Source organism: uncultured Agrococcus sp. (genome assembly GCF_945915485.1).
Lineage (GTDB): Bacteria > Actinomycetota > Actinomycetes > Actinomycetales > Microbacteriaceae > Agrococcus.
The window spans coordinates 25,939-48,781 of the sequence record NZ_CAMEFJ010000012.1 but is presented as its reverse complement, the minus strand read 5'-3'; the positions used below and the strand labels follow the sequence as shown (position 1 = coordinate 48,781).

Genomic DNA, 22,843 nt, shown 5'->3' with positions numbered 1-22,843 from the left:
GCCCGCACGGCCCCCGACTGCACCGCATCCGCCCACGTCAGCTCGCCGACCGCGAATGCAGCTATCCAGTATGCACGCCGCTCGTAGTCGCCGATCAGCCTTGCCGCATGAATCCTAGATCGTATTCGATGATTTGATATTCGCGATTGTGCCTCGCTACAAATCGCTGGCCATCAGTGGTCCAGAGCACCGTGGCATCCGGTACATATGGATTCTCCGGCGCAAAATCGTGAATCGTCCAGAAATTGCTCGAACCGTCGAACACCCCGAGAAAGATTGGCGAAAGCTCCGCACCCTTGATCATCCGCGTCCTGATCGGAAACCGCTCCAAGACCTTATCTACCGGAGGACGGTAGCGAGGATCTCCTGTGCGGATGTACCACTCGAAACCCTGACGATCGTGCACGGTGAAATACGGAAACCCCCGCACACCCGCCGAATTTTCGGGTAAAAGCCGCTCCAACTCTAGCTTCTTCGCAAGACTACACGGCATGTCTGCTCCGCCTCGTCGCAGGTACGCAGATCCTTTCGGCGTGATACCCATTTGAAGGTGCCGCGGCAATCGTTCGACAGGAGATCGCGTGACGCACTGGTGCGCCTCTTCAAACGCGTTCAACGCGTGACCGCAGCGTGGACACGACAACTTCTGGATGCCCGTGTTCATTGGCTAGCACCCGTGGCACGATCCAAGAGCACGAACATCACAGCCCCCAACGCCTGTTCCGCTCCTTAGCCGCAATCCGTTGCTCTCGATCGATCATGGTCTGCATGTAATCTCTCGAGAGAGCCTCGTCCGACCTCGCCTGCTTGTTGGCACTGTGCTGCAACGACGCACCGACAGCCCAGAGTGCGGCTCCGCCTGCAAGGAGGCCAACCGACTTCGCGGTTTCCCGACGTCTGCGACTCATTTCAGCTTCATAAACCATGCGTTCTTGATGCATCGCTTCTGCGTACATTCCAATAAGCTCGAGTTCTTCCTGCTCCGTACTCACATGATCCGTGTTCCATTGCATAGGATCCAGAACTGTGCCGCGCAGCGTCTCCTCGTCCGAAAGTGGAGTGCTGTTGCGTGGTGCTCGGCCCGTCCGGTACTGAATGATTTCCGCGAACTGTTTAAGATACCGTCGTGCCACGAACACTCGTTCCGTCACGAAGGCCTTACTCACATACGCTACGAACTCGTCCTCGACAACGGCGGCGTACTGCACTCCTTCACGCGAAGTAACCCCCATGCGAGATCCGAGCTCCCACTCGTAACCCAGTAGTAACCGTTGCTCGAGAATCCCACGCACAACCCAATCGAGTCCGGCCGGGTCATTGAAGATCCTGCGTCGTTCTTGCTCGTCTCGAATGGCTGATTCATTTTCCGCCCGAGTCAGCCACCGCATGAAGTTCACGACGCGCTGCTGCCGCTCCTCTGGATCCAGCACATCGATGTAGCTCGCCGCAATCTCGTCCGTTGCGGCGACCATGTGCTGACGGACTCTCTTTACGGTGAGTTGCCGGATACGATCCGGCGATACTACGCCGTCGAGTTCCTCATAACTGTCTACGATCTTCTGATGTAGCTCGAAAACGCCAACGGACATAGGCGACGCTGGCACGTTCACGAGTGCGGGGGCAACGCTTCTGTGATTGTCGCAAGATTCCCGGTTGTCCTGCGTGCTGAAACCACAATCGACGCAAAGCATCGCAACCATGCGAACCTCCGAAACTCACGCGGAAACTAACCACAAACATATTAGTCCTTTAGCGTCAATATATCTTGATCACCCAGACCTGAGTCAGTACCGAACGCCCACCAACCGGCATCAAGGCCAGCGTCAGCTGCGGACGAGCGGTAGCCACGCCGCTATGTCGGCGCGCGAACCGGATGCCCGCACGGCCCCCGACTGCACCGCATCCGCCCACGTCAGCTCGCCGACCGCGAGTGCGAGCCAGGTTTCGGCGTCCGTCTCGACGACATTGGGCGGTGTCCCGCGATTGTGCCCGGGCCCCTCGACACACTGCACGGCGCCGAACGGCGGAACCCGCACTTCCACGCTCTTGCCGGGCGCGCGTTCGCCCAGCGCCTGCAGGGTGTAACGCACGGAGGTCGCGATGTTCCGGCGCTCGACCGACCCGTCTTGCACGGCGCGAACGGCATCCATGCCAGCGGCATCGGCGATTCTTTTCGGCATGCGACCAAGCGTAGGAGATTCGTCGGCAGCGCGAGGCGGAGAAAACAGCGAGCGAAAGCCGGCACACGTAGACTGGATTCTGTGAAGATTCTGGTTTTGGGCAATGGAGCACGCGAGCACGCGATAATCACTGCGCTACTGCGCGAGGATGATCTGGAGATCGTCTGCGCCGGCGGGAACGGCGGTATCGCGCGGCAGGTGCGGGTCGTCAGCCTCGATCCCCTCGACGGAGCAGCGGTCGCCGCCTTCGCGAGCGACGAAGGCTTCGACCTGGTCGTGATCGGCCCCGAAGCCCCTCTCGTCGCGGGTGTTGCGGACGCAGTGCGGGAAGCGGGTGTTGCCGTCTTCGGCCCCTCCGGCGCCGCTGCGCAGCTCGAAGGCTCGAAGTCCTTCGCGAAGCGCATCATGGCGGAAGCGAACGTGCCCACCGGCGCGGTCACGCGCGTCACAACCGTCGAGGAGGCGGAGGCCGCTATGGACGCCTCCGGTGCTCCCTGGGTGCTGAAGGCGGACGGACTCGCAGCGGGCAAGGGCGTTATCGTCACGGATGATCGCGAAGCCGCGCTGCAGCACGCGCAGACCTATCTCGCGGAGGGCCCCCTGCTGGTCGAGGAGTTCCTCGAGGGGCCGGAAGTCAGCCTGTTCTTCTTCGCAGACGGCGAGTCTGTTGTCCCTTTGGCTCCCGCGCAGGACTTCAAACGTCTGCGCGACGGTGACGAGGGCCCGAACACGGGCGGTATGGGCGCGTACTCGCCGCTGCCGTGGCTGGATGACCGCTTCGGCAGCGAGGCGGCGTTCGTCGATGAGGTGCGCAGCACGATCGCTGAACCCACCGTCCGGCAGATGGCGAAGGAGGGCACCCCCTTCTCGGGGCTCCTGTACTGCGGACTCATCCTGACGGACGCGGGCATCCGCGTCATCGAATTCAATGCCCGGTTCGGCGACCCGGAGACGCAGGTGGTGCTGCCGCGGCTGCTCTCGCCACTCAGCGAAGCCATGTTCGCGGCCGCGACCGGCTCGCTGGACAGCCTGCCGCCGCTCGAGTTCGATGCGGGGGCCGCCGTGACGGTCGTGCTCGCGAGCGAGGGCTACCCGGAGGCCCCCATAACCGGCCGCTACATGGCCGGCTTCGACGGGGCATCCGGCGTCGAGAACATCACGCTGATTCACGCCGCGACGAAGAAGGAGGGCTACCAGTGGTTCGCCACGGGCGGTCGCGTCCTGAACGTCGTCGGGCAAGGGGCGACCATCGCGGTCGCCCGAGCCCGCGCCTACGAAGCACTCGGCCACATCGACCTGCAGGGTGGCCAGTACCGCACCGACATCGCCGAGCGAGCCGGGCAGTGAACCTCGCCGGATTCGAGCTCGCCTACAGCGGGAAGGTCCGGGACCTCTTCGTACCCATCGGCGAGACACTCGCCTCGGCCGACCGACTGCTGATGATCGCCAGCGACAGGGTGAGCGCGTTCGATCACGTGCTCGAGCCGGCGATCCCCGGCAAGGGCGCCGCGTTGACGTCGATGACGCACTGGTGGTCGAAGCGGCTCGATCTCGGCGGCCAGTTCCTGGATGCCGCGGTGCCCGAGGAGGTCGCTGGCCGCGCGGTGCTCGTGAAGTCGCTCGATATGCTGCCCGTCGAATGCGTCGTGCGCGGCCGGGTCACGGGGTCTGGCCTGCAGGAGTACCTGGCGACGGGTGCAATATCCGGTGTCGAACTTCCCTCCGGTCTCGTCGACGGTGACGAACTCGTGCCGCCCATCTTCACTCCTGCATGGAAGGCACCGCAGGGAGAGCACGACGAGAACATCCCCTTCCAGCGCGTTGTCGAACTCGTCGGCGAAGAAGCTGCCGAGGAGATTCGTGAGCGCTCGCTCACCGTGTTCTCTCGGGCGGTGAAGATCGCGGCATCGAAGGGCCTCGTGCTCGCCGACACCAAGTTCGAATTCGGGCGAGACCGTGAAACCGGCGAGATCGTGCTGGCCGACGAGATCCTGACCTCCGACTCTTCGCGTTACTGGGATGCCGAAGCTCTGCAGCAGGGTCGCATCGAGTCGTTCGACAAGCAGATCGTCCGCAACTGGTTGAGCGAGACCTGGAGCGGCGAGGGCACCCCTCCCGAGCTGCCCGAGACGATCGTGCGCCGCACCTCCGACCGATACGCTGAACTGCTCGAGCGCCTGCAGCAGGACTGATTCGTGCGTCGCGAGAAGGTTTTTACGGGTTCAGACGCCGTCTCGACCCGTAAAAACCTTCTCAAGACACGGTTTCCGCGGCATGAGCGTACGTTCTCCCGAAGGTGACGAGCGGCCACGAAACTGCCCGGCGGCGCGATAGGATTACAGCAGTCGTCCCCGAGGAGATCCACTATGCCGCTCGTCGTCATCGAAGTCATGCCCAAGGCCGAGATCCTGGACCCCCAGGGCAAGGCGATCACCTCGTCACTGGCCCGCAGCGGCTACGAGGGCATCGCCGAAGTGCGCATGGGCAAGCGCTTCGAACTCACCGTCGAAGGCGAAATCGATGCGGCACGTCTCGAGCAGCTGCAGGAGATCGCGGAGGAGACCCTCGCGAACTCCGTCATAGAAGACGTCGTCGGCATCCACGTGATGGACCAGTCGTGAGGGTCGGGGTCGTCACCTTCCCCGGCACACTCGACAACCGGGATGCCCAGCGGGCGATTCGCTTCGGCGGCCACGAGCCGGTAGCGCTCTGGCACGGCGACCACGATCTGCAGGGCGTCGATGCGCTCGTGCTGCCCGGCGGATTCTCGTACGGCGACTACCTTCGTTCGGGGGCGATCGCCGCGCACTCCCCCGTCATGCGGGAGGTGATCGGGGCAGCCGAGAGCGGGATGCCCGTGCTCGGCATCTGCAATGGCTTCCAGATGCTCACCGAGGCGAGGCTGCTGCCCGGCGCACTCGTCCGCAACGAGAAGGGCCTGTTCATTCGCCGCGACCAGAAGCTGCGCGTGGAACGGGCGGATACCGCCTGGACGAACGGCTACGAGCAGGGCAGCACCATCACGATTCCGCTGAAGAACGGCGAGGGCAGGTTCGTCGCGACCGAAGAGCAGCTCGCGCACATCGAGGGGGAAGGGCTCGTCACGTTCCGGTACGTCGACGGCAACCCGAACGGTGCGTTGAACGACATCGCCGGGCTGACGAACGAGCGAGGCAACGTCGTCGGGCTGATGCCGCATCCTGAGCACGCCGTCGAACTGGGCTTCGGCCCCGACACCGACGAGCGCATGCGCTCCGGCCTCGACGGTTTGCCGATGTTCACGAACATCCTGGAGACCATCGCGGCCTAACGCTGCTGCCTCTGCGGAGCGCACACCGCCCCGGTTTCTTCCTATACCCGAAGTATGAGTTCGCCTTTGGCTCTCAAGAGTGACGACAACGGCATACGTCACTGTTTAGGGTATATACATGGGACCCACAGGAGAGACCTCAGCATCAGAGACGGACACGATCGAGCGCGAAGCGACCGGGATCACCTCTGCAGGCAGACGCCGCCCCGTGCGCAACCAAGCGACGAATTCCGATCCCGATCGCATCACCGACCAGCCGAACGACTTCATCGAGCTGAGCCGCAAGGTCAAGGATGCCGGACTGATGGATCGCAAGGCGGGCAGCTATGTGCTCCGCCTCGTCATACTCTCCGTCGCCTTCGCGGGGGCCGTAACGCTGCTCGTGACGCTCGGAAACACGGCCTGGCAGCTCGCGGTCGCAGCCCTGTTCGGCATCCTGTTCACGCAGCTCGCGTTCCTCTCGCATGACAGTGCGCACCAGCAGGTCTTCAGCACCGGCCGCCGCAACGAATGGTTCTCGCGCATCGTCGGCAACCTCGGCGTGGGGCTCAGCTACGGCTGGTGGGTGAAGAAGCACAACCGTCATCATGCCCTCCCCAATACGATCGGCCGCGACGGCGATATCGCAACGGGGGCACTGGTCTTCGTTCCCGGAGAAGCAGAGGGTCGCAAGGGCTTCATGGGCTGGATTACACGCAGGCAGGGCTGGCTCTTCTTCCCGCTGCTGAGCCTGTTCGCGTTCTCGCTGCACTACAACGCCGTTCGCACCGTGCTGCTCGCACCCAAGGTGAAGCACCGAGTCCTCGAAGCCGTGCTCGTGGCGGTCAGGCTGATCGGATTCCCTGCGCTCGTCTTCCTCGCTCTCGGACCTTGGCTGGGGCTCGGCTTCCTCGCTGTTCAGCTCGCCGTGTTCGGCATCTACATGGGCGGCAGCTTCGCACCGAACCACAAGGGCATGCCGCTGATTCCGAAGGACGAGAAGGTCGACTTCTTGCGCAGGCAGGTGCTCACATCTCGGAACATCCGCGGCGGACTGCTCGTCGAATGGGCCATGGGCGGGCTGAACTACCAGATCGAGCACCACCTCTTCCCCCGCATGCCGAGCATGAACCTGCGGAAGGTGCGGCCGATCGTGCGCGAGTTCTGCTCCGAACGCGACATCCCGTACACCGAGACGGGCATCGTCGGGGCCTATGTCATCGTGATCCGCTATCTCAACCGCGTCGGACTCGGTCACGCCGACCCCATGGAGTGCCCCATCACGGCGCAGTATCGCCCGAGCTGATGGTGGGCCCGAAGGCTACGGCGGCGGTTTACGTGGTCGGGGCCCGGGTACGCTCCGGCCGTCACGGTTCGTAACGTCGTTCGACCTACGGGTCGAATTGGGTCAGGATTATGGGGTCACGCCATAGCGCTGATTATGGGTACAATAAGTGAGTCTCATACGTTCGGCAGCGCGGCTGTGCGTGGCACCAGCACCCAGGAGCACGACCATGACACAGCCAGCGACAGCTATCCTCGACGCCCTCGTCGGCGATTCCGCCTACCTTGCCGAACTGCGCGCAGCCAAGCCGGAGGTCTTCGAACAGACACAATCGGCATACGATGCGCTCTATCGCGACCAACACGCGATCGGCGCGGCCACACTGCGCGGTTTCGCCGCTCGTGTCGCTGCGTGGCACGGTGTTGCTCCGCTCTTCGACCTGCACGTCGCAGCGGGAGCAGACACGACTGTTATCGAGGGCGAGGTCACCGACTCCGAAACGCAGCTGCTGCGCGATCACCTCGACATCCTCGCGGTCTCGCCGGCGCTGGCCGCACGGGACGACATCGAGCTCCTCACCGGTGCCGGCATCTCGGCCGACGACATCGTGCTCGTCAGCCAGCTCGTCGCCTTCGAGAGTTACCTGGCGCGTGCCGTCTACGGCTTCGCGGCGCTCGACGACCGCACGCTCGGTGACCAGCCGACTCCGGCATCCACGGTCCGCCCGAACGGCCGCGAAAAGGACCTCAGCGGAGTCACGAGTTCCGGTGACCCGAAACCCGTCGAGTTCACGCGCGACGTCCTCCAGTGGCAGCCGTGGGTCGCGCCGATCGATACCGAGGACCTGACAGCGGAACAGGCCGATTCGTTCGCCGCGAAGACCACGACGAACAGCCCGTACTTCCGGCTGCTCGCGCGAGTACCGGCCGTGCTCAAGGCCCGCAGCGCCCTCGACAACGCGGTCTTCCTGCCCCGCGAGGGCCTACCGAAGGCCGAGCGCGAGCTGAGCGCGGCCGTCGCGAGCAAAGTCAACGACTGCATCTACTGCGCATCCGTGCACGCGAGGAAGTCGGCCACGTTCAGCAAGCGCCCCGACGATGTCGATCGCCTGCTCACGATCGAACTCGAACGGGATGCGGACTGGCAGCCGGCGTCGGTAGCACCGCTCTCCGATGGCCAGGATGCGCGCTGGAGTGCCATCGTGGACGCTGCCGCGGGGCTCTCCCTCCTCCGTCCGCAGCTGCGGCCCGACGTCCTGCAACGTCTGCGCGATCTCGGCCTCCAAACCGGCGAGCTCGCGGACCTCATCGCCGCAACGGCGTTCTTCGCGTGGGCCAACAGGCTCATGCTGACGCTCGGCGAACCGACTGTTCCCGGCACCGACTGACCGCTGAGCAGACCGCTCTCCTGGCAGAGCAGCCGCGGTCGCACCGCAGGCACAGCTCAGCACGCGAGAGACTCCTCGCGATCCAACCCACCCCGCGCACCGCCCGAAAGGACCCCGCCATGACACTCCCCCTCCCCTTCACCAGCGATCGTAGATCGGGGCGTACTCCGCTCGAGACCCGTCACCGCGTACGAGGCTCGATCGCGCTGCTCGCGGCATCCGCCGTCGCGCTCACCGGCTGCGGTGCTGTCACCGTCGACACCGACGAAGCGAACGAGATCATCACCGTCACCGATGACCAGGGGCGCGAAGTCGAGATCGAGGGCCCCGTCGAGCGCGCTGTCGTGCTCAACAGCTACGGCAACGAGTTCGTCCGGGCGATCGGGGCCGGTGACACGGTCGTCGGTGTCGACCGGACATCTCTCGACCGCCTGCCCTACCTCGATATCGACGAGAGCGACCTCATCGCCGAGGGCCTCGACCAGCTGAACTACGAAGCCATCGCCGAGCTGAGCCCCGACGTCGTCGTGCTGCCCCGCAATGCAGTCTGGCAGGAAGCATCGACGCAACTCGAAGCCTTCGGCATCCCCGTCGTGGTCGCGACCGCGTGGGACTACGCGGCGTTCGAAGACACCGTGCACCTGCTCGGAGAAGTCTTCGACGCGCAAGAGGGCGCCGAGCAGCTGCTGGGTTTCAACGAGGAGATCCACGGGTTGCTCGACGAGCGACTCGAAGGTGTCGAGCCCGTCTCGGTCTACTTCGAGACGGCCGAGCCCTACCTGACCGTGCTGCCGGGCTCGGGTTTCCACGCGATGATCGAGGCCGCAGGCGGCGATAACGTCTTCGCCGACGTCTCCGGCGGCGATGCGCAGGAGGAGATCACGGTCGATCCCGCCGAAGTCGTGACACGTGCTCCCGACGTGATCTTCCACGAGTTCAACCCGAGCTTCACCCCCGTCGACCAGTTCGAGACTCTCGCCTCCGACGTGCACGCACGGCCCGGGTTCGCGAGCATCCCCGCCGTGCAGAAGGGCGAGATCTACGTCGCCAACGGCTGGGCGACGAGCGCGAGCGCGAAAGCGATAGGCGCACTCTACCTGGCGACCTGGCTGCACCCGGAGCAGTTCGAAGGCGTCGACCCGGATGCCTTCCTCGAGCGCTGGGTGACCGAGTTCCAGCAGGCGGAGTTCACGGGTTCCGGCGACTACGTGCAGGGGCCGTTCGAGGGATGACCGCTACCGTTCCCGAAACCGCAGAACCGGAAGACGACGCCGGGCGCAGCCGAAAGCAGGGCGCCTGGAAGTCCGTCGCCATCGCGATCGGCGTGGTCGCCAGCGTCCTCGGCATCGGCCTCGCCGTCGTGATCGGCACCTCCGGCATCACGCTCGCCGATGTCGCGCAGTCCGTGTGGCTGTCGATCGTCGGCGGTACGCTCTCTGGCGATCTGATCGACAAGTACCCCGTCATCATCGAGCTGCGCATGCCGCGCGTGCTCCTGGCGTTCGCGGCAGGCGCCGGTCTCTCCCTGGCCGGCGCCCTCATGCAGGGCCTGCTGCGCAATCCGCTGGTGAGCCCGTTCACGCTCGGTGTCTCTCCGGCGGCCGCGTTCGGGGCAGCGCTGGCAATCACGCTCGCGGGCACGAATTCGCTGCCGCCGTGGATCACGATCGGCAGCGCCCTCGTTGTCGCGCTGCTCGTGTCCGGCCTGGTGCTGTCGCTGGCATCCGCACGCAAGCTCGCCGTCGCCACCCTGCTGCTGCTCGGCATCGCGATGACGCAGCTGTTCGAGGCGCTCACGGCCGCGCTGCAGTTCGTCGCGAGCGAGAACACCCTGCAGGCGATCGTGCGCTGGACCTTCGGTTCGGTGAACGACGCGAACTGGAACGACGTCTGGGTCGTCGGCATCATCGTGGCGATCTCGATCCCGGTGACGCTCTGGTTCGCCAAAGATCTCAACGCGGTCGCGTTCGGCGGCGACGACGCGGCTCGCTCGTTCGGCGTGAACGTCGGGATGCTACGACTCGGGCTCATCGTACTGTCGGTCGTGCTCGCGGCCGTCGTGGTGAGTTTCTGCGGCATCATTGGGTTCGTGGGCCTCGTCGGCCCCCATATCGCACGCCTCGTGATCGGCTCCGACCACCGCTATCTGCTGCCGTTCTCCATCATCACGGGAGGATTGCTCCTGCTGGTCGCCGACACCGTCGGCCGCACGATCATCGCGCCGGCGGTTGTTCCCGTCGGCATCGTGGTCGCATTCATCGGCGCACCGATCTTCATCAACCTGATCCTCACTCGCAGAACGGCCATGAAGTGACCATCGACATCAAGGGCATCCGCTTCAGCTACGGGAAGCGCGAAGTGCTGCAGGACGTCTCGTTCTCAGTACCGGACGGAAAGTTCGCCGCGCTGCTGGGACCCAATGGCTCCGGTAAATCGACGCTCGTCAAGGTGATCGCACAGGTGCACAAGTCGGCGGGAGGAGAGGTGCTGCTGAACGGCCGAGAAGCCTCGACGCTGACCCGCCGTGAGCACGCACGCGAAGTCGGCTACGTTCCGCAGTCGGGTGAGGCGCCCTTTGACCTGACCGTGAGGGAAGCCGTGCTGCTGGGCCGTACGCCGCACTTCGGGATGGCGCCGCGGACGGTCGACTGGCGCAAGGTCGACGAGGCGATCGAGCTGCTGGGCCTTGCCGAGCTGGTCGACCGCAACATGTCGGAGCTCTCCGGCGGCCAACAGCAGCGCGCGTTGATCGCAAGAGCGATCGCACAGGATACGCGCATCCTGGTGCTCGACGAGCCCACGAGCGCGCTCGATCTTCGCTACCAGATCGAGACACTGCAGCTGGTTCGTCGCGTCACGCGCGAACACGGGATCACGGCGCTCATCGCGATTCACGACCTGAACCACGCGGCCAGATTCTGCGACCAGATCGTGCTGCTGCACGGCGGCAAGATCGTCTCGGACGGAACCCCCGAGGAGGCGCTGCAGTCGGATACGCTCGGTGACGTGTACGGATTGCCGGTCAAGGTGCAGAACATCGACGGGTACGTCGAGGTCCGTCCGCTCGTCGACGATGGAATCGAGTATCGGATTTGACGCCTGACGACGCCCGTTTCGACGCGGTCTTCGTCGGTGGCGGGCCACGTGCGGTTGCGACCGTAGTGCGGCTCGTCGACAGGCTGCGGGATGCGGGAGAATCACAGCCAGTTCGGGTCGCGATCATCGACGCCGTCGAGATCGCCGCGGGTGCCACGTGGCGCACTGACCAGCCCGCGGAGTATCTGAACAACACGACGGTCGCCGCCACGACGATCCACCCCGACGACTCGACCAGGATGACCGGGCCGGCCGCGCCGGGGCCGAGTCTCGCCGACTGGATCTCGGAGATCGAAGCCGCAGGTGCGCATCCCTTTGCCAGCTGGGTCGCCGAGGAGGCGCAAGGGCTGCGGCCAGCGGACTTCCCGACCAGACGTCTGCAAGGCGTCTACTATCGCGACCGGCTCGACGCGGCCATCGCGAGCGGGCTGGCCGAGGTTACGGAAGTGCTCGGGAGCGTCGTCGATCTGGTGACTGCCGGCGACCTCAGGCGCGTGCTGCTGGCGGACGGAAGCGTCTATTCGGCTCCGTCACTCGTGCTGGCGCAGGGCATGGTGCAGGCGCTGCCGACGCTCGAAGAGCAGGCGCTGCAGCGCGCGGCATCCGATCACGGGCTCACCTACATCGCACCCGGGATGCCCGCCGAGCAACCGTGGGATCTCGTCTTTCCGAATGCCGACGTCGGTCGGGGTGACACCGTGCTCGTCCGCGGGCTCGGCGCGAACTTCTTCGACGTCGTCGGTCATCTGAGCAGACAGTGGGGCGGTCGATTCGAACGCGTCGACGGCGACGCCTTCGGTCGGCTGCGTTACGTGGCCAGCGGCAGGGAACCCAAGCTCGTGGCGGGATCGCGACGCGGATTCCCCTACCGCAGCAAACCGGACGGCGATGCCGTCCCGGCGCCGTTCGAACCCCGCTATACGACACGCGAGTGGTTCGACGAGCTGGGCGAACGCGAGGGGCTCTCGCTGCAGCACGATGTCTTTCCCACACTCGCCGCCGAGTTCGCGTACGCACATCTCTCGGCGCTCGAACGTTGGGCCCCGGACGCTCTCGAACCGGGCTGGTCGGAGCGGCTGGATGCGGCATCCGGCCTGCTCGAGGTCGAGTCGGTGCTCGAGAAGCACGTGCTCGACGAGCGCTACCGATGGCTCGTTGACGAGCTGCGCAGGCCGACCCGCGGCGAACACGTCGGGCAGGAACGGTGGCGGGAACTCGTGCGCCGACACGTCGAGGACGAGCTCGGTTCGATGACGCAGCCCTCCCGTCATCCGCGCGCAGCAGTGAATCGGGTTATGAGCATGGTGCGCGGCAGCGTCTCGAAGCTCGCCGTCGTCGGCGCGCTCAGCGGGGATTCCGCAGTGCACGATCTGCACGGCTGGTTCGACGGCGATGCGCTGTTCATGGCCTCCGGCCCTCCGTCGTCGCGCACACGCGAGGTACTGGCCCTGATCGAAGCCGGCGTCATCGAACTAATAGGACCGGAGACGAAGGTCGAGTTCGACGAAGAGGAGCGGCTGTTCCGGCTCTCATCACCCGTCTCGGGGCGCAGAGAGCTAGCGAGAACGCTGGTCGAAACGCGCATGTCGAAAGGCAAAGTGCCGGGCACCAGCGACCCGCTGCTGCGCTCGCTGCTGGAGACCGGCCGTGCGCGCATCCACACGATAGAGGGTGTTCCGACGGCAAGCCTCGACACGACGCTCGCCGACATCGACGAGGCCGTTTCGCACGGTTTCAACCTCGTCGATGCCGACGGCAATCCGGATAGGCGAGTCATCGTGCTAGGCATACCCGCCGGCAGCACACAGCCCGGCAGCGCGATTGGCGCAACGCCCGGCAAGTCCTCGCCGCTCCTCGCCGGGGCTGACATAGCCGCGAAGCAGATTCTGGCGGCGCGCAGGGATCGCGGATGACGCCGGCCACCGGAGGGGCTAGATGCGCGGAAGCACTGCCTCGAGTTCCCAGCCACCTTCTCGAGGGCCGGTTGCGAAGGTTCCGCCGAGGAGTTCCACGCGCTGATTCATGCGGCGAAGGCCGAATCCGGAGTTGAGTTCGGGTACGTTCTTGTCTGATCCGAGAGCGTTCCAGACCCGCAGTGTTACCGAGGTATCCGTGACGAACAGGTCAATGCGAACCTCGGTGCTACCGGGCGTGTGCTTCAGGATGTTCGTCACGCTCTCGCTCGCGATATGCCGCAGCGTCGCTTCTACGCTGCTCGAAATGGGTAGTTCATCCGGAATGCTCATTTGGACGGCGATACCTGATGTCTCTAGTTCTTGTCTGAGAATCGGGAGGCGATCCAGTAGCGGCAGGGTTTCGGTCGGAACCGCGCTGTCGGAATCCCAGTCGTCATTGACGATGCGCAGCATTCGGCGAATATCCGTCATCGCCTGGGTCGCCGAGGTCATGATGGCCTGCTCCGACTGCTTTCGCTCATCCGTCTCTTGCGTCAGACGCAGCGCTCGGGTGTGCATAACGACGATCGTCAAGTCGTGCGCGATGATGTTGTGGAGTTCGTCGGCAATGCGATCGCGTTCGCCCTTCACGACCTGATCGGCCTCGTGCGCGACGCGCTCGAGGTCGGCTTTGAGCCCGATGACCCGCTTTCGGTTGCGGCGAAAAGCGAATCCGACCGTGGACGATGCCAGCGCAATGGCGATAGTACCCACGGTCCCGCCTGCAGCCATCTGCTGCCCAAAGGTTTCTACGACGACCGCAAACATCAGCGTGGTCGCTCCATACAGCGCAATCAGCCAAGCGCGGCAAGTATAGACGACCAGTCCACTGATCAATGCCAGTGCGAGGACGAATGTGGCACCCTCTCGCACAGCAAGTGCAGTCGTGGCGACGACAAGAAGAACGAGCGATGCTATCGGGGGCCGCCACGCGAACAGGGCGGCGGCTGCAAGCGTCGCAACTTCCAGAAGGGCCGTCGGCGAACCCTCCTCTGTGAAGAATTCGATGAGGGCGGTTGCTACTAACGCTACTACGGCAACGGCAAGGAGGGAGAAACGAGCAGCGGCGGGCAACGCAGTGAAATCCCACATCGCCCGCCACCAAACGTGACGGTGTCGCCGCCCGTCTGCAGTTCCTGAAGAACTCGAATCGGCAACACTCATTCTTGAATTATTGCAGTCGTGCCCCAGAGCCTACTTGCAGATGCCGATGGTCTTGCAGAACCAATTGAAAAACCCGTTGGGCTGCATTACCGGCTTCAATACGATGAAAGAAAACATGAACCCTCGTCTCTGTTTGGGAAGTACTATGTATATAAATCGTACCGCCTCAACTGGGCGCAGAACCGACACTTTCGTCTATATTATGACAGCACTTTAGTGAATTTTTGTGCGTGCGGTTGCGGTCTACACTGGCGGTTGTGACTATCCGAGTGTTGATTGCAGACGACGAAGCCCTGATGCGCCAGGGTCTTCGAATGTTCGTGAATTCCGACCCGCGCACAACCACTGTCGGGGAGGCGACAGACGGCTTGCAGGCAGTCGAACTCTGCGAGGAGCTGAAGCCGGACGTTGTTCTCATGGACATTCAGATGCCGAAAATGAACGGCATAGAGGCAACCGCTGAAATCACCAAGAGCCAGGAAGAATCCAAGGTACTCGCGCTCACGGTGTTCACTTCCGAACCGCATGTCGTGTCGATTCTGCAGGCAGGGGCGTCCGGATTCCTCGTCAAGGACACAACGCCGGAGCAGCTCGTACAATCCATCGTCGACATCCACGACGGCAAAGCCGTACTGTCTGCTGAAATCTCGAGCCAACTGATTTCCGCAGTCCGCTCCCAGCCCCACGGAAACGCCGCGCAGAGACTCGAAGAAGCCAACCAGCATCTGGACGTGGACGTCACGGAACGCGAACTTTCGATTCTCCAGCTTTTGGCCAAGGGGATGTCCAACGCCGAGATGGCCGAAGCGCTGAATCTTGCAGAGGGCACGATCAAAGCGAATTTCGGAAGAATCATGAGCAAGATGGAAGCCCGCGATCGAGTACAGGTACTCATTCGCGCTACCAAGCTCGGGGTCATCTCGCTCGACTGACCTCGCAGTCTCGTGAGTCGCATTGCGTTCGATTGGCAGAGTCCCGACACGAAACCATGACAGTAACGTGTGCGTCATCAGCTAGAAGGCGCTGTTGCCCCGGGTGCAGGTTCACGAGTCGGCCCTGAAGGGTCGCTTGGGTGTTGATGAGGTGATCCGCACGTGGGTCGAAGGCTCCGAGCAGACGCGATAGTGGAGCCCAGCACAAGCGCGAAGCCCATTCCACAGTGGCACGCTGAAGGAACGAAAGCTTCACAGCAGCCGATAATCCGCAGGAGTACGCGGGCACGACGAGAATCGAGACTTTTCGTTGTTCAGGGGTCAGCCCTCCCCGCGCAGGTCGACATCGCCGACCCACGGTTCCGCGATGTCGTCATACGTGCCGTCATTGAGGGCTATCGTCAGCCACTGGTCGACGTAGTGCTTGAACACCGTGTCGCCCTGCGGCAGCATGTAGCCCATGACGGAGTAGTCGAATGTCTCGTCGGGATTCGTCGCGCACAGCTCTTCGTACTCGTTCGCGATGAAGAGCACTTCGGCGCGGTCGGTCGTCATGACGTCGGCGTTACCTGCGACGAGTTCGTCGAAGATCGTCAGATTGTCGTGCGTGATCAGTTCGCCGTCCGGATAGTTGGCCCTCGCGAAGTCTTCGTTCGTGCCGCCTTCCGGGAAGATCGACACGACCCCCGGCCGATTGATGTCGTCGATCGTGCGGTACTGATCGGCTTCGTCGCAGCGCGCGATCGGTGTCTTGCCGTCTTCCAGGATCGGTTCGGTGAAGAACACCTGCTCTGCGCGCGCCGGATTCATCGAGATACCGCCGACCGCGATGTCGCAGTCGGCCAGGAAGTCGTCCATGAGATCGCCCCAGCTGGTCAGCACCCATCGCACGTCCACCTCGAGCGTCTCCGCGAGGTCGCGTGCCATGTCGACATCGATGCCGTCCGGTTCGGCTGCGTCATCCGAGAGCTCCGTGAACGGCGGATAATCGCCTGTCGTGCACACGGCGATCTCTCCCGCGCTGAGCACTGCGTCGAGCCGCGTTTCCTGTGCTCCCTCGCCATCCGGTTCGGGCGCTGTTGACGAACACGCGGTGAGCACCAGCAGGGATGCCGCGGCGGCCAGCCCCCACCATCTGCGAAGAGCGGGTCGGGAGTTCATGACTGGGTCCTTTCCATCGACGGTGATAGCCGATGCACAGCCTAGCGAGCGACCCGTTCGCGATAGCCTAGAGACATGGCCTCTGACCCGTCTGACACCGATTTCGACCCCGATGCAGGCGCGGGTACCGGCACACGACAGCAGCCTCTCCCTGACGCGGATACGACGAAGGGCATGACGCCGAAGCGACTCTACGGCATCGTCGCAATGGCGGAGATGATCACCTGGGCGCTGCTTATCGTCGGCATGGTCGGGCGCTACGGGTTCGACTTCCACGCGCTCATGTTTCCGGTCGGCCTCGCGCACGGCACGGCATTCGTCTCCTATGCCGTGGTCTCCGGTGTCGTCGGGTTGAACCAGCGCTGGAAGTTCGGACACGTCGTGGGCGCAGTTGCGCTCGCCGTCGTGCCCTTCGCAACTTTGCCGTTCGATCGCTGGCTGAACCGCCGCGGGATGCTGGACGGCCCATGGCGCAAGGAAGCAAGCGATGACCCCCGCGACAGGTCGATCATCGACCGCACACTGCGGTTCTGGCTGCGGCACCCCATCGCACTGTTCCTGACGCTCGCGGCTGCCGTCGTGATCGTCGTCGTGGTGCTGCTGCAGCTCGGCCCGCCGACGCAGTGGTTCTCCTGACCCGGCCCTGCGAAGGGTTCGAATGCGGGGCGTGACGCGTCAAATCGTCAGCGCGCAACGCGGGTCGGAATCGACGGACGAGCGGGATCTGGAACCGCCCGCAACGCCGTAGGATTGATTCGGTAGTCCATCGCACGAGGAGAGCCGTGACCGACCAGCGCCCCGCACCCGATTCCGTCGACGACGCCGCCCGCACCCCGGAGCGCGACCAGCCGTACGCAGAGCTCGGGCTCAAGCCCGACGAGTACGAACGCATCCGCGAGATCCTGGGGCGCCGACCCACCAGCGGTGAGCTCGCCATGTACTCGGTGATGTGGAGCGAACACTGCTCCTACAAGTCGTCGAAGAAGTATCTGCGCGCGTTCGGACAGAAGGTCACACCCGAGATGCAGCGACACCTCATGGTCGGGATGGGCGAGAACGCGGGCGTCATCGATGTCGGCGAGGGCTGGGCGGTCACGTTCAAGGTCGAGAGCCACAACAGCCCCTCGTTTGTCGAACCCTTCCAAGGCGCTGCTACGGGTGTCGGCGGCATCGTCCGCGACATCATCTCGATGGGCGCCCGGCCCGTGGCCGTCATGGATGCGCTGCGATTCGGCTCGATCGACCACCCGGACACCGACCGCATCGTCCACGGCGTCACCGGCGGCATCTCGTTCTACGGCAACTGCCTCGGCCTGCCGAACATCGGCGGCGAGACCGTCTTCGACAAGGCCTATCAGGGCAACCCGCTCGTCAACGCACTCGCTGTCGGCGTGCTTCGCCACGAGGACCTGCATCTCGCGAGCGCAACAGGAGCCGGCAACAAGGTCGTGCTCTTCGGAGCCCGCACCGGCGGCGACGGCATCGGCGGTGCATCCATCCTGGCCTCCGACACGTTCACGGAAGGCGGCCCGACGAAACGACCGGCGGTCCAGGTTGGCGACCCGTTCGCAGAGAAGGTGCTGATCGAGTGCTGCCTCGAGCTGTATGCGGGAGAACTCGTCAACGGCATCCAGGACCTCGGTGCCGCCGGCATCTCCTGCGCGACCAGCGAGCTCGCCGCTAACGGCGGTTCCGGCATGAACATCGAGCTCGATAACGTTCTGCTTCGCGACCCGACGCTCACTGCGGAGGAGATCCTGATGTCCGAGTCGCAGGAGCGCATGATGGCCGTTGTCGAGCCGTCGAAGCTGGAGGCGTTCCAGGCGGTGTGCGACAAGTGGGAGGTCGAGTACTCGGTGCTCGGCGAGGTCACGGGTGACGGACGTCTCACGATCACCCACGGCGGCGTCACGATCGTCGACGTCGATCCCTCGACCGTCGCGGTCGACGGCCCCGTGTACGACCGCCCCGCCGAGCGCCCGGAGTGGCAGGACGATCTGCAGGCCGACACCTCCTCGAAACTGCGCAGGGCATCCTCGTACGAAGAGCTTCGCGAGCAGTTCTTCTCACTGCTGTCGAGCCCGAACCTCGCCGACGCGTCCTGGATCACCGAGCAGTACGACCACTACGTGGGCGGCAACACAGCCCTCGCGACACCCGACGACGCAGGCATGGTGCGCATCGACGAGCAGTCGGGGCTCGGCTTCGCGGTCTCGCTCGACTGCAACGGCCGCTTCAGCATGCTCGACCCACGAGTCGGCGCAGCCAACGCGCTCGCCGAGGCGTACCGCAATGTGGCTGCCACAGGAGCGACTCCGATGGGGGTCAGCGACTGCCTGAACTTCGGCAACCCGGAGGTGCCGTTCGTGATGTGGCAGTTCGCGGAGGCCGTCGACGGTCTCGCAGACGCCTGCGTCGAGCTCGGCATCCCGGTCACGGGCGGCAACGTCTCGTTCTACAACCAGAGCGGTGAGGACCAGATCCACCCGACACCCGTCGTCGGTGTCCTGGGTGTGATCGACGATGTCGACCGCCGCATCCCGAGCGGATGGCAGGACGAAGGACAGCTGCTCTATCTGCTGGGCACGACCCGCGATGAACTCGACGGTTCGGCGTGGGCCGACGTCGTACACGACCACCTCGGCGGGGTTCCGCCGGAGGTCGACCTGGCGGCCGAGAAGCGCCTCGCGAACCTGATGTCGAATGCCGCCCTCGAGGGCCTCGTATCGGCAGCGCACGACCTCTCGGAGGGTGGGCTTGCAGCCGCTGTCGCAGAAGGTTCGCTCCGATTCGGTATCGGCGCCAGAGTCGTGCTGAGTGAACTCATGGAACGCGACGGGGTTGACGCAACGGCTGCGCTCTTCTCGGAAACGGGCGGCCGGATGCTCGTATCGGTTCCGCGAGAAGAGGACGTCAAGTTCGTCGGCATGTGCGACGCCCGCGGCGTCCCTGTGATGCGCATCGGCGTGACGGACGCCGAGAGTGACGCGATCGAATTCCAGGACCTCTTCACGGTGCCGCTGGACGAGCTGCAGCGTGCGAACCGCGGCACGATCCGCGAGCGCTTCGGGGCGTAGCGACACAGAACCACGACGGACCGCGCACAACACCTTGCGCAAGACGGAAACGGCGCGCTCAGCATGACGCCAGGCGTGCCGAAACCGTCGAGAAGGTGGCTGTTCTACTCGCGACCGGCGATGTGCTCGTGGTGCCGGATCACCTCGGCGATCACGAACGTGATGAAGGTCTCGGCGAACTGCGGATCGAGGCCCGCCTCCTGTGCGAGGTGCCGCAACCGTTCGATCTGCCGCTCCTCACGGGCGGGGTCGGAAGCGGGGAACGAATGCCCCGCCTTGAGGCGGCCAACTGCCTGCGTCAGCTTGAACCGTTCGGCCAGCGTATGGATGAGGATCGCGTCGAGGTTGTCGATGCTGTCGCGGAAACGCAGGAGTTCGTCGCGGGGGTCATCACTCATGGCAGAAGTCTACTTCCGCCACACCGAATCAAGAACTCAGCCGACGCCGCCCGGAAGTACCGTTCGATCGTCGATCACGCACGCGTCATCGCATGGTCCTCGAGAACGATTCCGGGCTCGGTGTCAGGCATTCGACTCCGGAAGAAAGTACGCTGAGAGGATTATGACGACGATCGACGCGAGCCCCCAGCCGCCGGCTGCGTCACAGTGGGCTTGGATGCGGCAGCCTGCCGTCCGTCAAGGTTTGATCGCCTTCGCCATCGTGCACATCCTCTGCCTCGTGTGGCTCTGGCCGACCATCGCCCGTGGCGACGCGCTCGGTGACCTCGAGATCTACAGAAGCTGGGCGGTCAACGCCTTCAGCGGCGAGGAAGTGCCGGGGCTGCGGCAAGACTGGGTGTACCCGCTGCTTGCCTGGCTGCCGATCGGCATTGCCAATCTGTTCGGCCCGGACGCCTACCAGGCCGTGTGGTTCGGGATAGTCACGGTACTGAATCTCCTGGCGACCCTGGTGGTGCTCGGCAGTCTCCGCGACGAGCGGCGACCCTATGCCGCCCTCGTATGGCTTGCGGGCATCCTGCTCCTTGCACCGGTGTCCATGCTGCGAATTGAGGGATTCGTTGCGCCGCTCGTCGTTGTAGCTCTCATGTGGATCTCGCGGTTTCCCTTCGTCGCCGGGTTGATCCTCGCAGTCGGTGCCTGGATCAAGGTGTGGCCGGCCGCCATCATCGCCGCTGTCATGGCCGCGCGACAGGGTGGCGGCCGCATCCTGCCCGCCGGCATCCTGGTGACAGCCGCTGTCACGGTTGTCGCGTCACTGACGGGTGGGCTGCACCACCTGATGAGCTTCCTGACCATCCAGGTGGGGCGCGCGCTGCAAATCGAGTCGCCGCTCGCCACGTTGCCGATGTGGCTCGACCTGTTCGACGAATCCGGCTACTACACGTATCACAACCGCGTTCTGCATACGCCGGAGATGGGAGGAGCGATTCCGTCGTACGTCGCGGCAGCCTCCACGTACGTGCTGGTTGCAATCGTGCTCGCGCTGGCCGTTGCGGTCGTGGTGCAGGGGCAACGCGGCATCGACGGAACTCAGCTCATGCTCACGGGGGCGCTCGCGCTCGTCAGCACGCTCGTCGTCTTCAACAAGGTCGGCGAGCCTCAGTTCGTGCTCTGGCTGCTGCCTGTCGCGGTCGTGGGGCTCGTCTCCCGCGACGCATGGTGGCACCGCATCGCGTGGCTCCTCCTCGTCGCCTGCGCGCTCACGACCGTGGTGTTCCCGTTCATGTACGCTGCGCTCGAACAACACCACATCTTCCCGCTTCTCATCCTCACGTTCCGCAACATCATTCTCGCGGTGATTTTCGTGCTGGCGACCGCAAGGCTCATCAGATTCAAGACCGTGCCTCCTGCCGCGGTGGATGCCTCGGTCAACGACGAACAGACGCCAGAGACTGCGGATGCGTCAACAGAGTCTGCGCAAAACGCGTGATTTGGGCGTAGCATGGAAATCTGCTGTGCTGATTTCTCGGTTGGCGCAGCTTTTTTGCCTTGACCAACGGAAGGCCCACCTTTGCTGCACGAAAAGCTTCAGCCTGTTTTCGACGATGTCCTGCACCGCAACCCGGGTGAATCCGAGTTCCACCAAGCGACGTACGAGGTACTTGAAAGCCTCGGCCCCGTCGTCGCGAAGCGCCCGGACTATGTCGACGCACAGATCCTGAGCCGCATCGTGGAGCCCGAACGACAGATTATCTTCCGCGTGCCCTGGGTCGATGACTCCAGCCGGGTGCAGATCAACCGCGGTTTCCGCGTGCAGTTCAACTCGGCGCTCGGTCCGTTCAAGGGCGGTGTCCGGTTCCACCCGAGCGTGTACCTCGGCATCGTGAAGTTCCTCGGGTTCGAGCAGATCTTCAAGAACTCACTGACCGGCCTCCCCATCGGGGGCGGCAAGGGTGGCAGCGACTTCGACCCGAAGGGCAGGTCGGATGGCGAGATCATGCGCTTCTGCCAGTCGTTCATGACTGAGCTCTCGAGGCACATCGGCCAGTACACGGATGTCCCCGCAGGGGATGTCGGCGTCGGCGGCCGCGAACTCGGCTACATGTTCGGGCAGTGGAAGCGTCTCACCAATAACTACGAATCGGGTGTGCTGACTGGGAAGGGCCTCACGTGGGGTGGTTCCCAGGTGAGGAAAGAAGCGACCGGTTACGGCACGGTGTACTTCCTCGACGAGGTGCTGAAGGCCCGCGGCGAGTCGTTCGAGGGCAAGAAGGTCGTGGTGTCCGGATCGGGCAACGTCGCGATTTACGCAATCGAGAAGGTCAACCAGCTCGGCGGTACGGTCATCGCCGCAAGCGATTCCGCAGGTTACGTCGTCGATGAGGACGGCATCGACCTCGAGCTGCTGAAGGACATCAAGGAGGTCCGTCGATCGCGCATCTCCGAGTACGTCGACCGCAGAGCGGGCGCGTCCTACGCTTCGAACGGCACCACGATCTGGTCGGTGCCCTGCGATATCGCGGTGCCCTGTGCCACACAGAACGAGCTCGGCGAGGACGATGCCGTGACGCTCATCCGTAATGGATGCACCCTGATCGGCGAAGGGGCGAACATGCCCGTCACACAGGCTGCGCTCCGCGTGCTGGCCGAGTCGGAGATAACCTTCGCGCCCGGCAAAGCCGTCAATGCGGGCGGCGTCGCAACCAGCGCGCTCGAAATGCAGCAGAATGCGTCGCGTGACTCCTGGACGTTCGAGCACACGGATGCTCGCCTGAACGAAATCATGCGGGGCATCCACAGCCGCTGCGCAGAGACCGCGGAGGAGTACGGTCGCCCGGGCGACTACGTGACAGGAGCCAACATCGCAGGCTTCAACCGCGTCGCGGATGCGATGCTCGCCCTTGGTGTCATCTAGGG

The 22,843-nt window shown here is 64.2% G+C and carries 21 protein-coding genes; 15 read left to right on the top strand and 6 right to left on the bottom strand.

Features of this window, described 5'->3' with window-relative positions; all coding sequences use genetic code 11:
* Window positions 1-94: 94 nt before the first annotated feature.
* The 3 genes from Q0O95_RS04125 to Q0O95_RS04115 form a co-directional block, all read right to left on the bottom strand.
* Window positions 95-664, bottom strand: a complete 570-nt coding sequence (locus Q0O95_RS04125; protein WP_293695599.1) for a hypothetical protein — start codon at window positions 662-664, stop codon at window positions 95-97.
* A 37-nt stretch (window positions 665-701) separates the two neighbouring features.
* The gene (locus Q0O95_RS04120) at window positions 702-1,472 is read right to left on the bottom strand and encodes a hypothetical protein (protein ID WP_293695596.1); all 771 of its coding nucleotides are present in this window, start codon (window positions 1,470-1,472) and stop codon (window positions 702-704) included.
* Between the two features lie 351 nt (window positions 1,473-1,823).
* A complete protein-coding gene (locus Q0O95_RS04115) occupies window positions 1,824-2,180 on the bottom strand; it encodes a sterol carrier family protein (protein WP_293695594.1) in 357 nt (118 codons plus the stop codon).
* Between the two features lie 81 nt (window positions 2,181-2,261).
* Between Q0O95_RS04115 and purD the strand changes: the two genes are divergently transcribed.
* The 10 genes from purD (at window position 2,262) to Q0O95_RS04065 (ending at window position 13,150) form a co-directional block, all read left to right on the top strand.
* The gene (gene purD, locus Q0O95_RS04110; RefSeq protein ID WP_293695591.1) at window positions 2,262-3,527 is read left to right on the top strand and encodes a phosphoribosylamine--glycine ligase; all 1,266 of its coding nucleotides are present in this window, start codon (window positions 2,262-2,264) and stop codon (window positions 3,525-3,527) included.
* Entirely contained in the window at window positions 3,524-4,372 is an 849-nt protein-coding gene (locus Q0O95_RS04105) for a phosphoribosylaminoimidazolesuccinocarboxamide synthase (RefSeq protein WP_293695588.1), read from the top strand. Before purD ends, Q0O95_RS04105 begins: the two co-directional genes overlap by 4 nt.
* Window positions 4,373-4,546: 174 nt before the next feature.
* Window positions 4,547-4,801 carry a phosphoribosylformylglycinamidine synthase subunit PurS gene (gene purS, locus Q0O95_RS04100; protein ID WP_293695586.1) on the top strand — a complete coding sequence of 85 codons (255 nt, stop codon included), beginning with the start codon at window positions 4,547-4,549 and terminating at the stop codon, window positions 4,799-4,801.
* Window positions 4,798-5,490 (top strand): phosphoribosylformylglycinamidine synthase subunit PurQ, encoded by a 693-nt coding sequence (gene purQ / locus Q0O95_RS04095; RefSeq protein WP_293695584.1) that lies wholly within the window; start codon window positions 4,798-4,800, stop codon window positions 5,488-5,490. The genes purS and purQ overlap by 4 nt, the downstream gene beginning before the upstream one ends.
* 118 nt (window positions 5,491-5,608) lie before the next feature.
* Window positions 5,609-6,775 carry an acyl-CoA desaturase gene (locus Q0O95_RS04090; RefSeq protein ID WP_293695582.1) on the top strand — a complete coding sequence of 389 codons (1,167 nt, stop codon included), beginning with the start codon at window positions 5,609-5,611 and terminating at the stop codon, window positions 6,773-6,775.
* Window positions 6,776-6,983: 208 nt separating this feature from the next.
* Window positions 6,984-8,141, top strand: a complete 1,158-nt coding sequence (locus tag Q0O95_RS04085) for a peroxidase-related enzyme (protein WP_293695579.1) — start codon at window positions 6,984-6,986, stop codon at window positions 8,139-8,141.
* Window positions 8,142-8,260: 119 nt separating this feature from the next.
* Window positions 8,261-9,373: an ABC transporter substrate-binding protein gene (locus Q0O95_RS04080; RefSeq protein WP_293695576.1), complete on the top strand. Its 1,113-nt coding sequence runs from the start codon at window positions 8,261-8,263 to the stop codon at window positions 9,371-9,373.
* On the top strand, window positions 9,370-10,455 hold the full coding sequence (locus Q0O95_RS04075) for an iron ABC transporter permease (protein WP_293695574.1): 1,086 nt from the start codon (window positions 9,370-9,372) through the stop codon (window positions 10,453-10,455). The genes Q0O95_RS04080 and Q0O95_RS04075 overlap by 4 nt, the downstream gene beginning before the upstream one ends.
* A complete protein-coding gene (locus tag Q0O95_RS04070) occupies window positions 10,452-11,237 on the top strand; it encodes an ABC transporter ATP-binding protein (protein ID WP_293695572.1) in 786 nt (261 codons plus the stop codon). Before Q0O95_RS04075 ends, Q0O95_RS04070 begins: the two co-directional genes overlap by 4 nt.
* On the top strand, window positions 11,234-13,150 hold the full coding sequence (locus Q0O95_RS04065) for an FAD/NAD(P)-binding domain-containing protein (protein ID WP_293695571.1): 1,917 nt from the start codon (window positions 11,234-11,236) through the stop codon (window positions 13,148-13,150). The genes Q0O95_RS04070 and Q0O95_RS04065 overlap by 4 nt, the downstream gene beginning before the upstream one ends.
* Window positions 13,151-13,168: 18 nt before the next feature.
* Here Q0O95_RS04065 and Q0O95_RS04060 read toward each other — a convergent pair whose 3' ends face one another.
* Entirely contained in the window at window positions 13,169-14,284 is a 1,116-nt protein-coding gene (locus Q0O95_RS04060; RefSeq protein WP_293695570.1) for a histidine kinase, read from the bottom strand.
* Window positions 14,285-14,613: 329 nt separating this feature from the next.
* On the opposite strand from Q0O95_RS04060, the gene Q0O95_RS04055 reads away from it, so the two are divergent.
* Window positions 14,614-15,288 (top strand): response regulator transcription factor, encoded by a 675-nt coding sequence (locus tag Q0O95_RS04055; protein ID WP_293695567.1) that lies wholly within the window; start codon window positions 14,614-14,616, stop codon window positions 15,286-15,288.
* 321 nt (window positions 15,289-15,609) lie between these two features.
* Here the strand turns inward: Q0O95_RS04055 and Q0O95_RS04050 are convergent, their stop codons facing one another.
* A complete protein-coding gene (locus Q0O95_RS04050; RefSeq protein WP_293695564.1) occupies window positions 15,610-16,449 on the bottom strand; it encodes a transporter substrate-binding domain-containing protein in 840 nt (279 codons plus the stop codon).
* Window positions 16,450-16,524: 75 nt separating this feature from the next.
* Between Q0O95_RS04050 and Q0O95_RS04045 the strand changes: the two genes are divergently transcribed.
* A complete protein-coding gene (locus tag Q0O95_RS04045; protein WP_293695561.1) occupies window positions 16,525-17,085 on the top strand; it encodes a DUF3817 domain-containing protein in 561 nt (186 codons plus the stop codon).
* A gap of 146 nt (window positions 17,086-17,231) precedes the next feature.
* Window positions 17,232-19,526 (top strand): phosphoribosylformylglycinamidine synthase subunit PurL, encoded by a 2,295-nt coding sequence (purL, locus tag Q0O95_RS04040; protein WP_293695558.1) that lies wholly within the window; start codon window positions 17,232-17,234, stop codon window positions 19,524-19,526.
* A gap of 104 nt (window positions 19,527-19,630) precedes the next feature.
* On the opposite strand, the gene Q0O95_RS04035 is transcribed toward purL, so the two are convergent.
* Entirely contained in the window at window positions 19,631-19,924 is a 294-nt protein-coding gene (locus Q0O95_RS04035) for a chorismate mutase (protein ID WP_293695555.1), read from the bottom strand.
* Window positions 19,925-20,087: 163 nt separating this feature from the next.
* Here Q0O95_RS04035 and Q0O95_RS04030 point away from each other — a divergent pair, with 163 nt between their 5' ends.
* Together Q0O95_RS04030 and gdhA are read left to right on the top strand one after the other, a co-directional pair.
* Window positions 20,088-21,416: a glycosyltransferase 87 family protein gene (locus Q0O95_RS04030; protein WP_293695552.1), complete on the top strand. Its 1,329-nt coding sequence runs from the start codon at window positions 20,088-20,090 to the stop codon at window positions 21,414-21,416.
* 81 nt (window positions 21,417-21,497) lie between these two features.
* Window positions 21,498-22,841, top strand: a complete 1,344-nt coding sequence (gdhA, locus tag Q0O95_RS04025; protein ID WP_293695549.1) for an NADP-specific glutamate dehydrogenase — start codon at window positions 21,498-21,500, stop codon at window positions 22,839-22,841.
* Window positions 22,842-22,843: the final 2 nt, after the last annotated feature.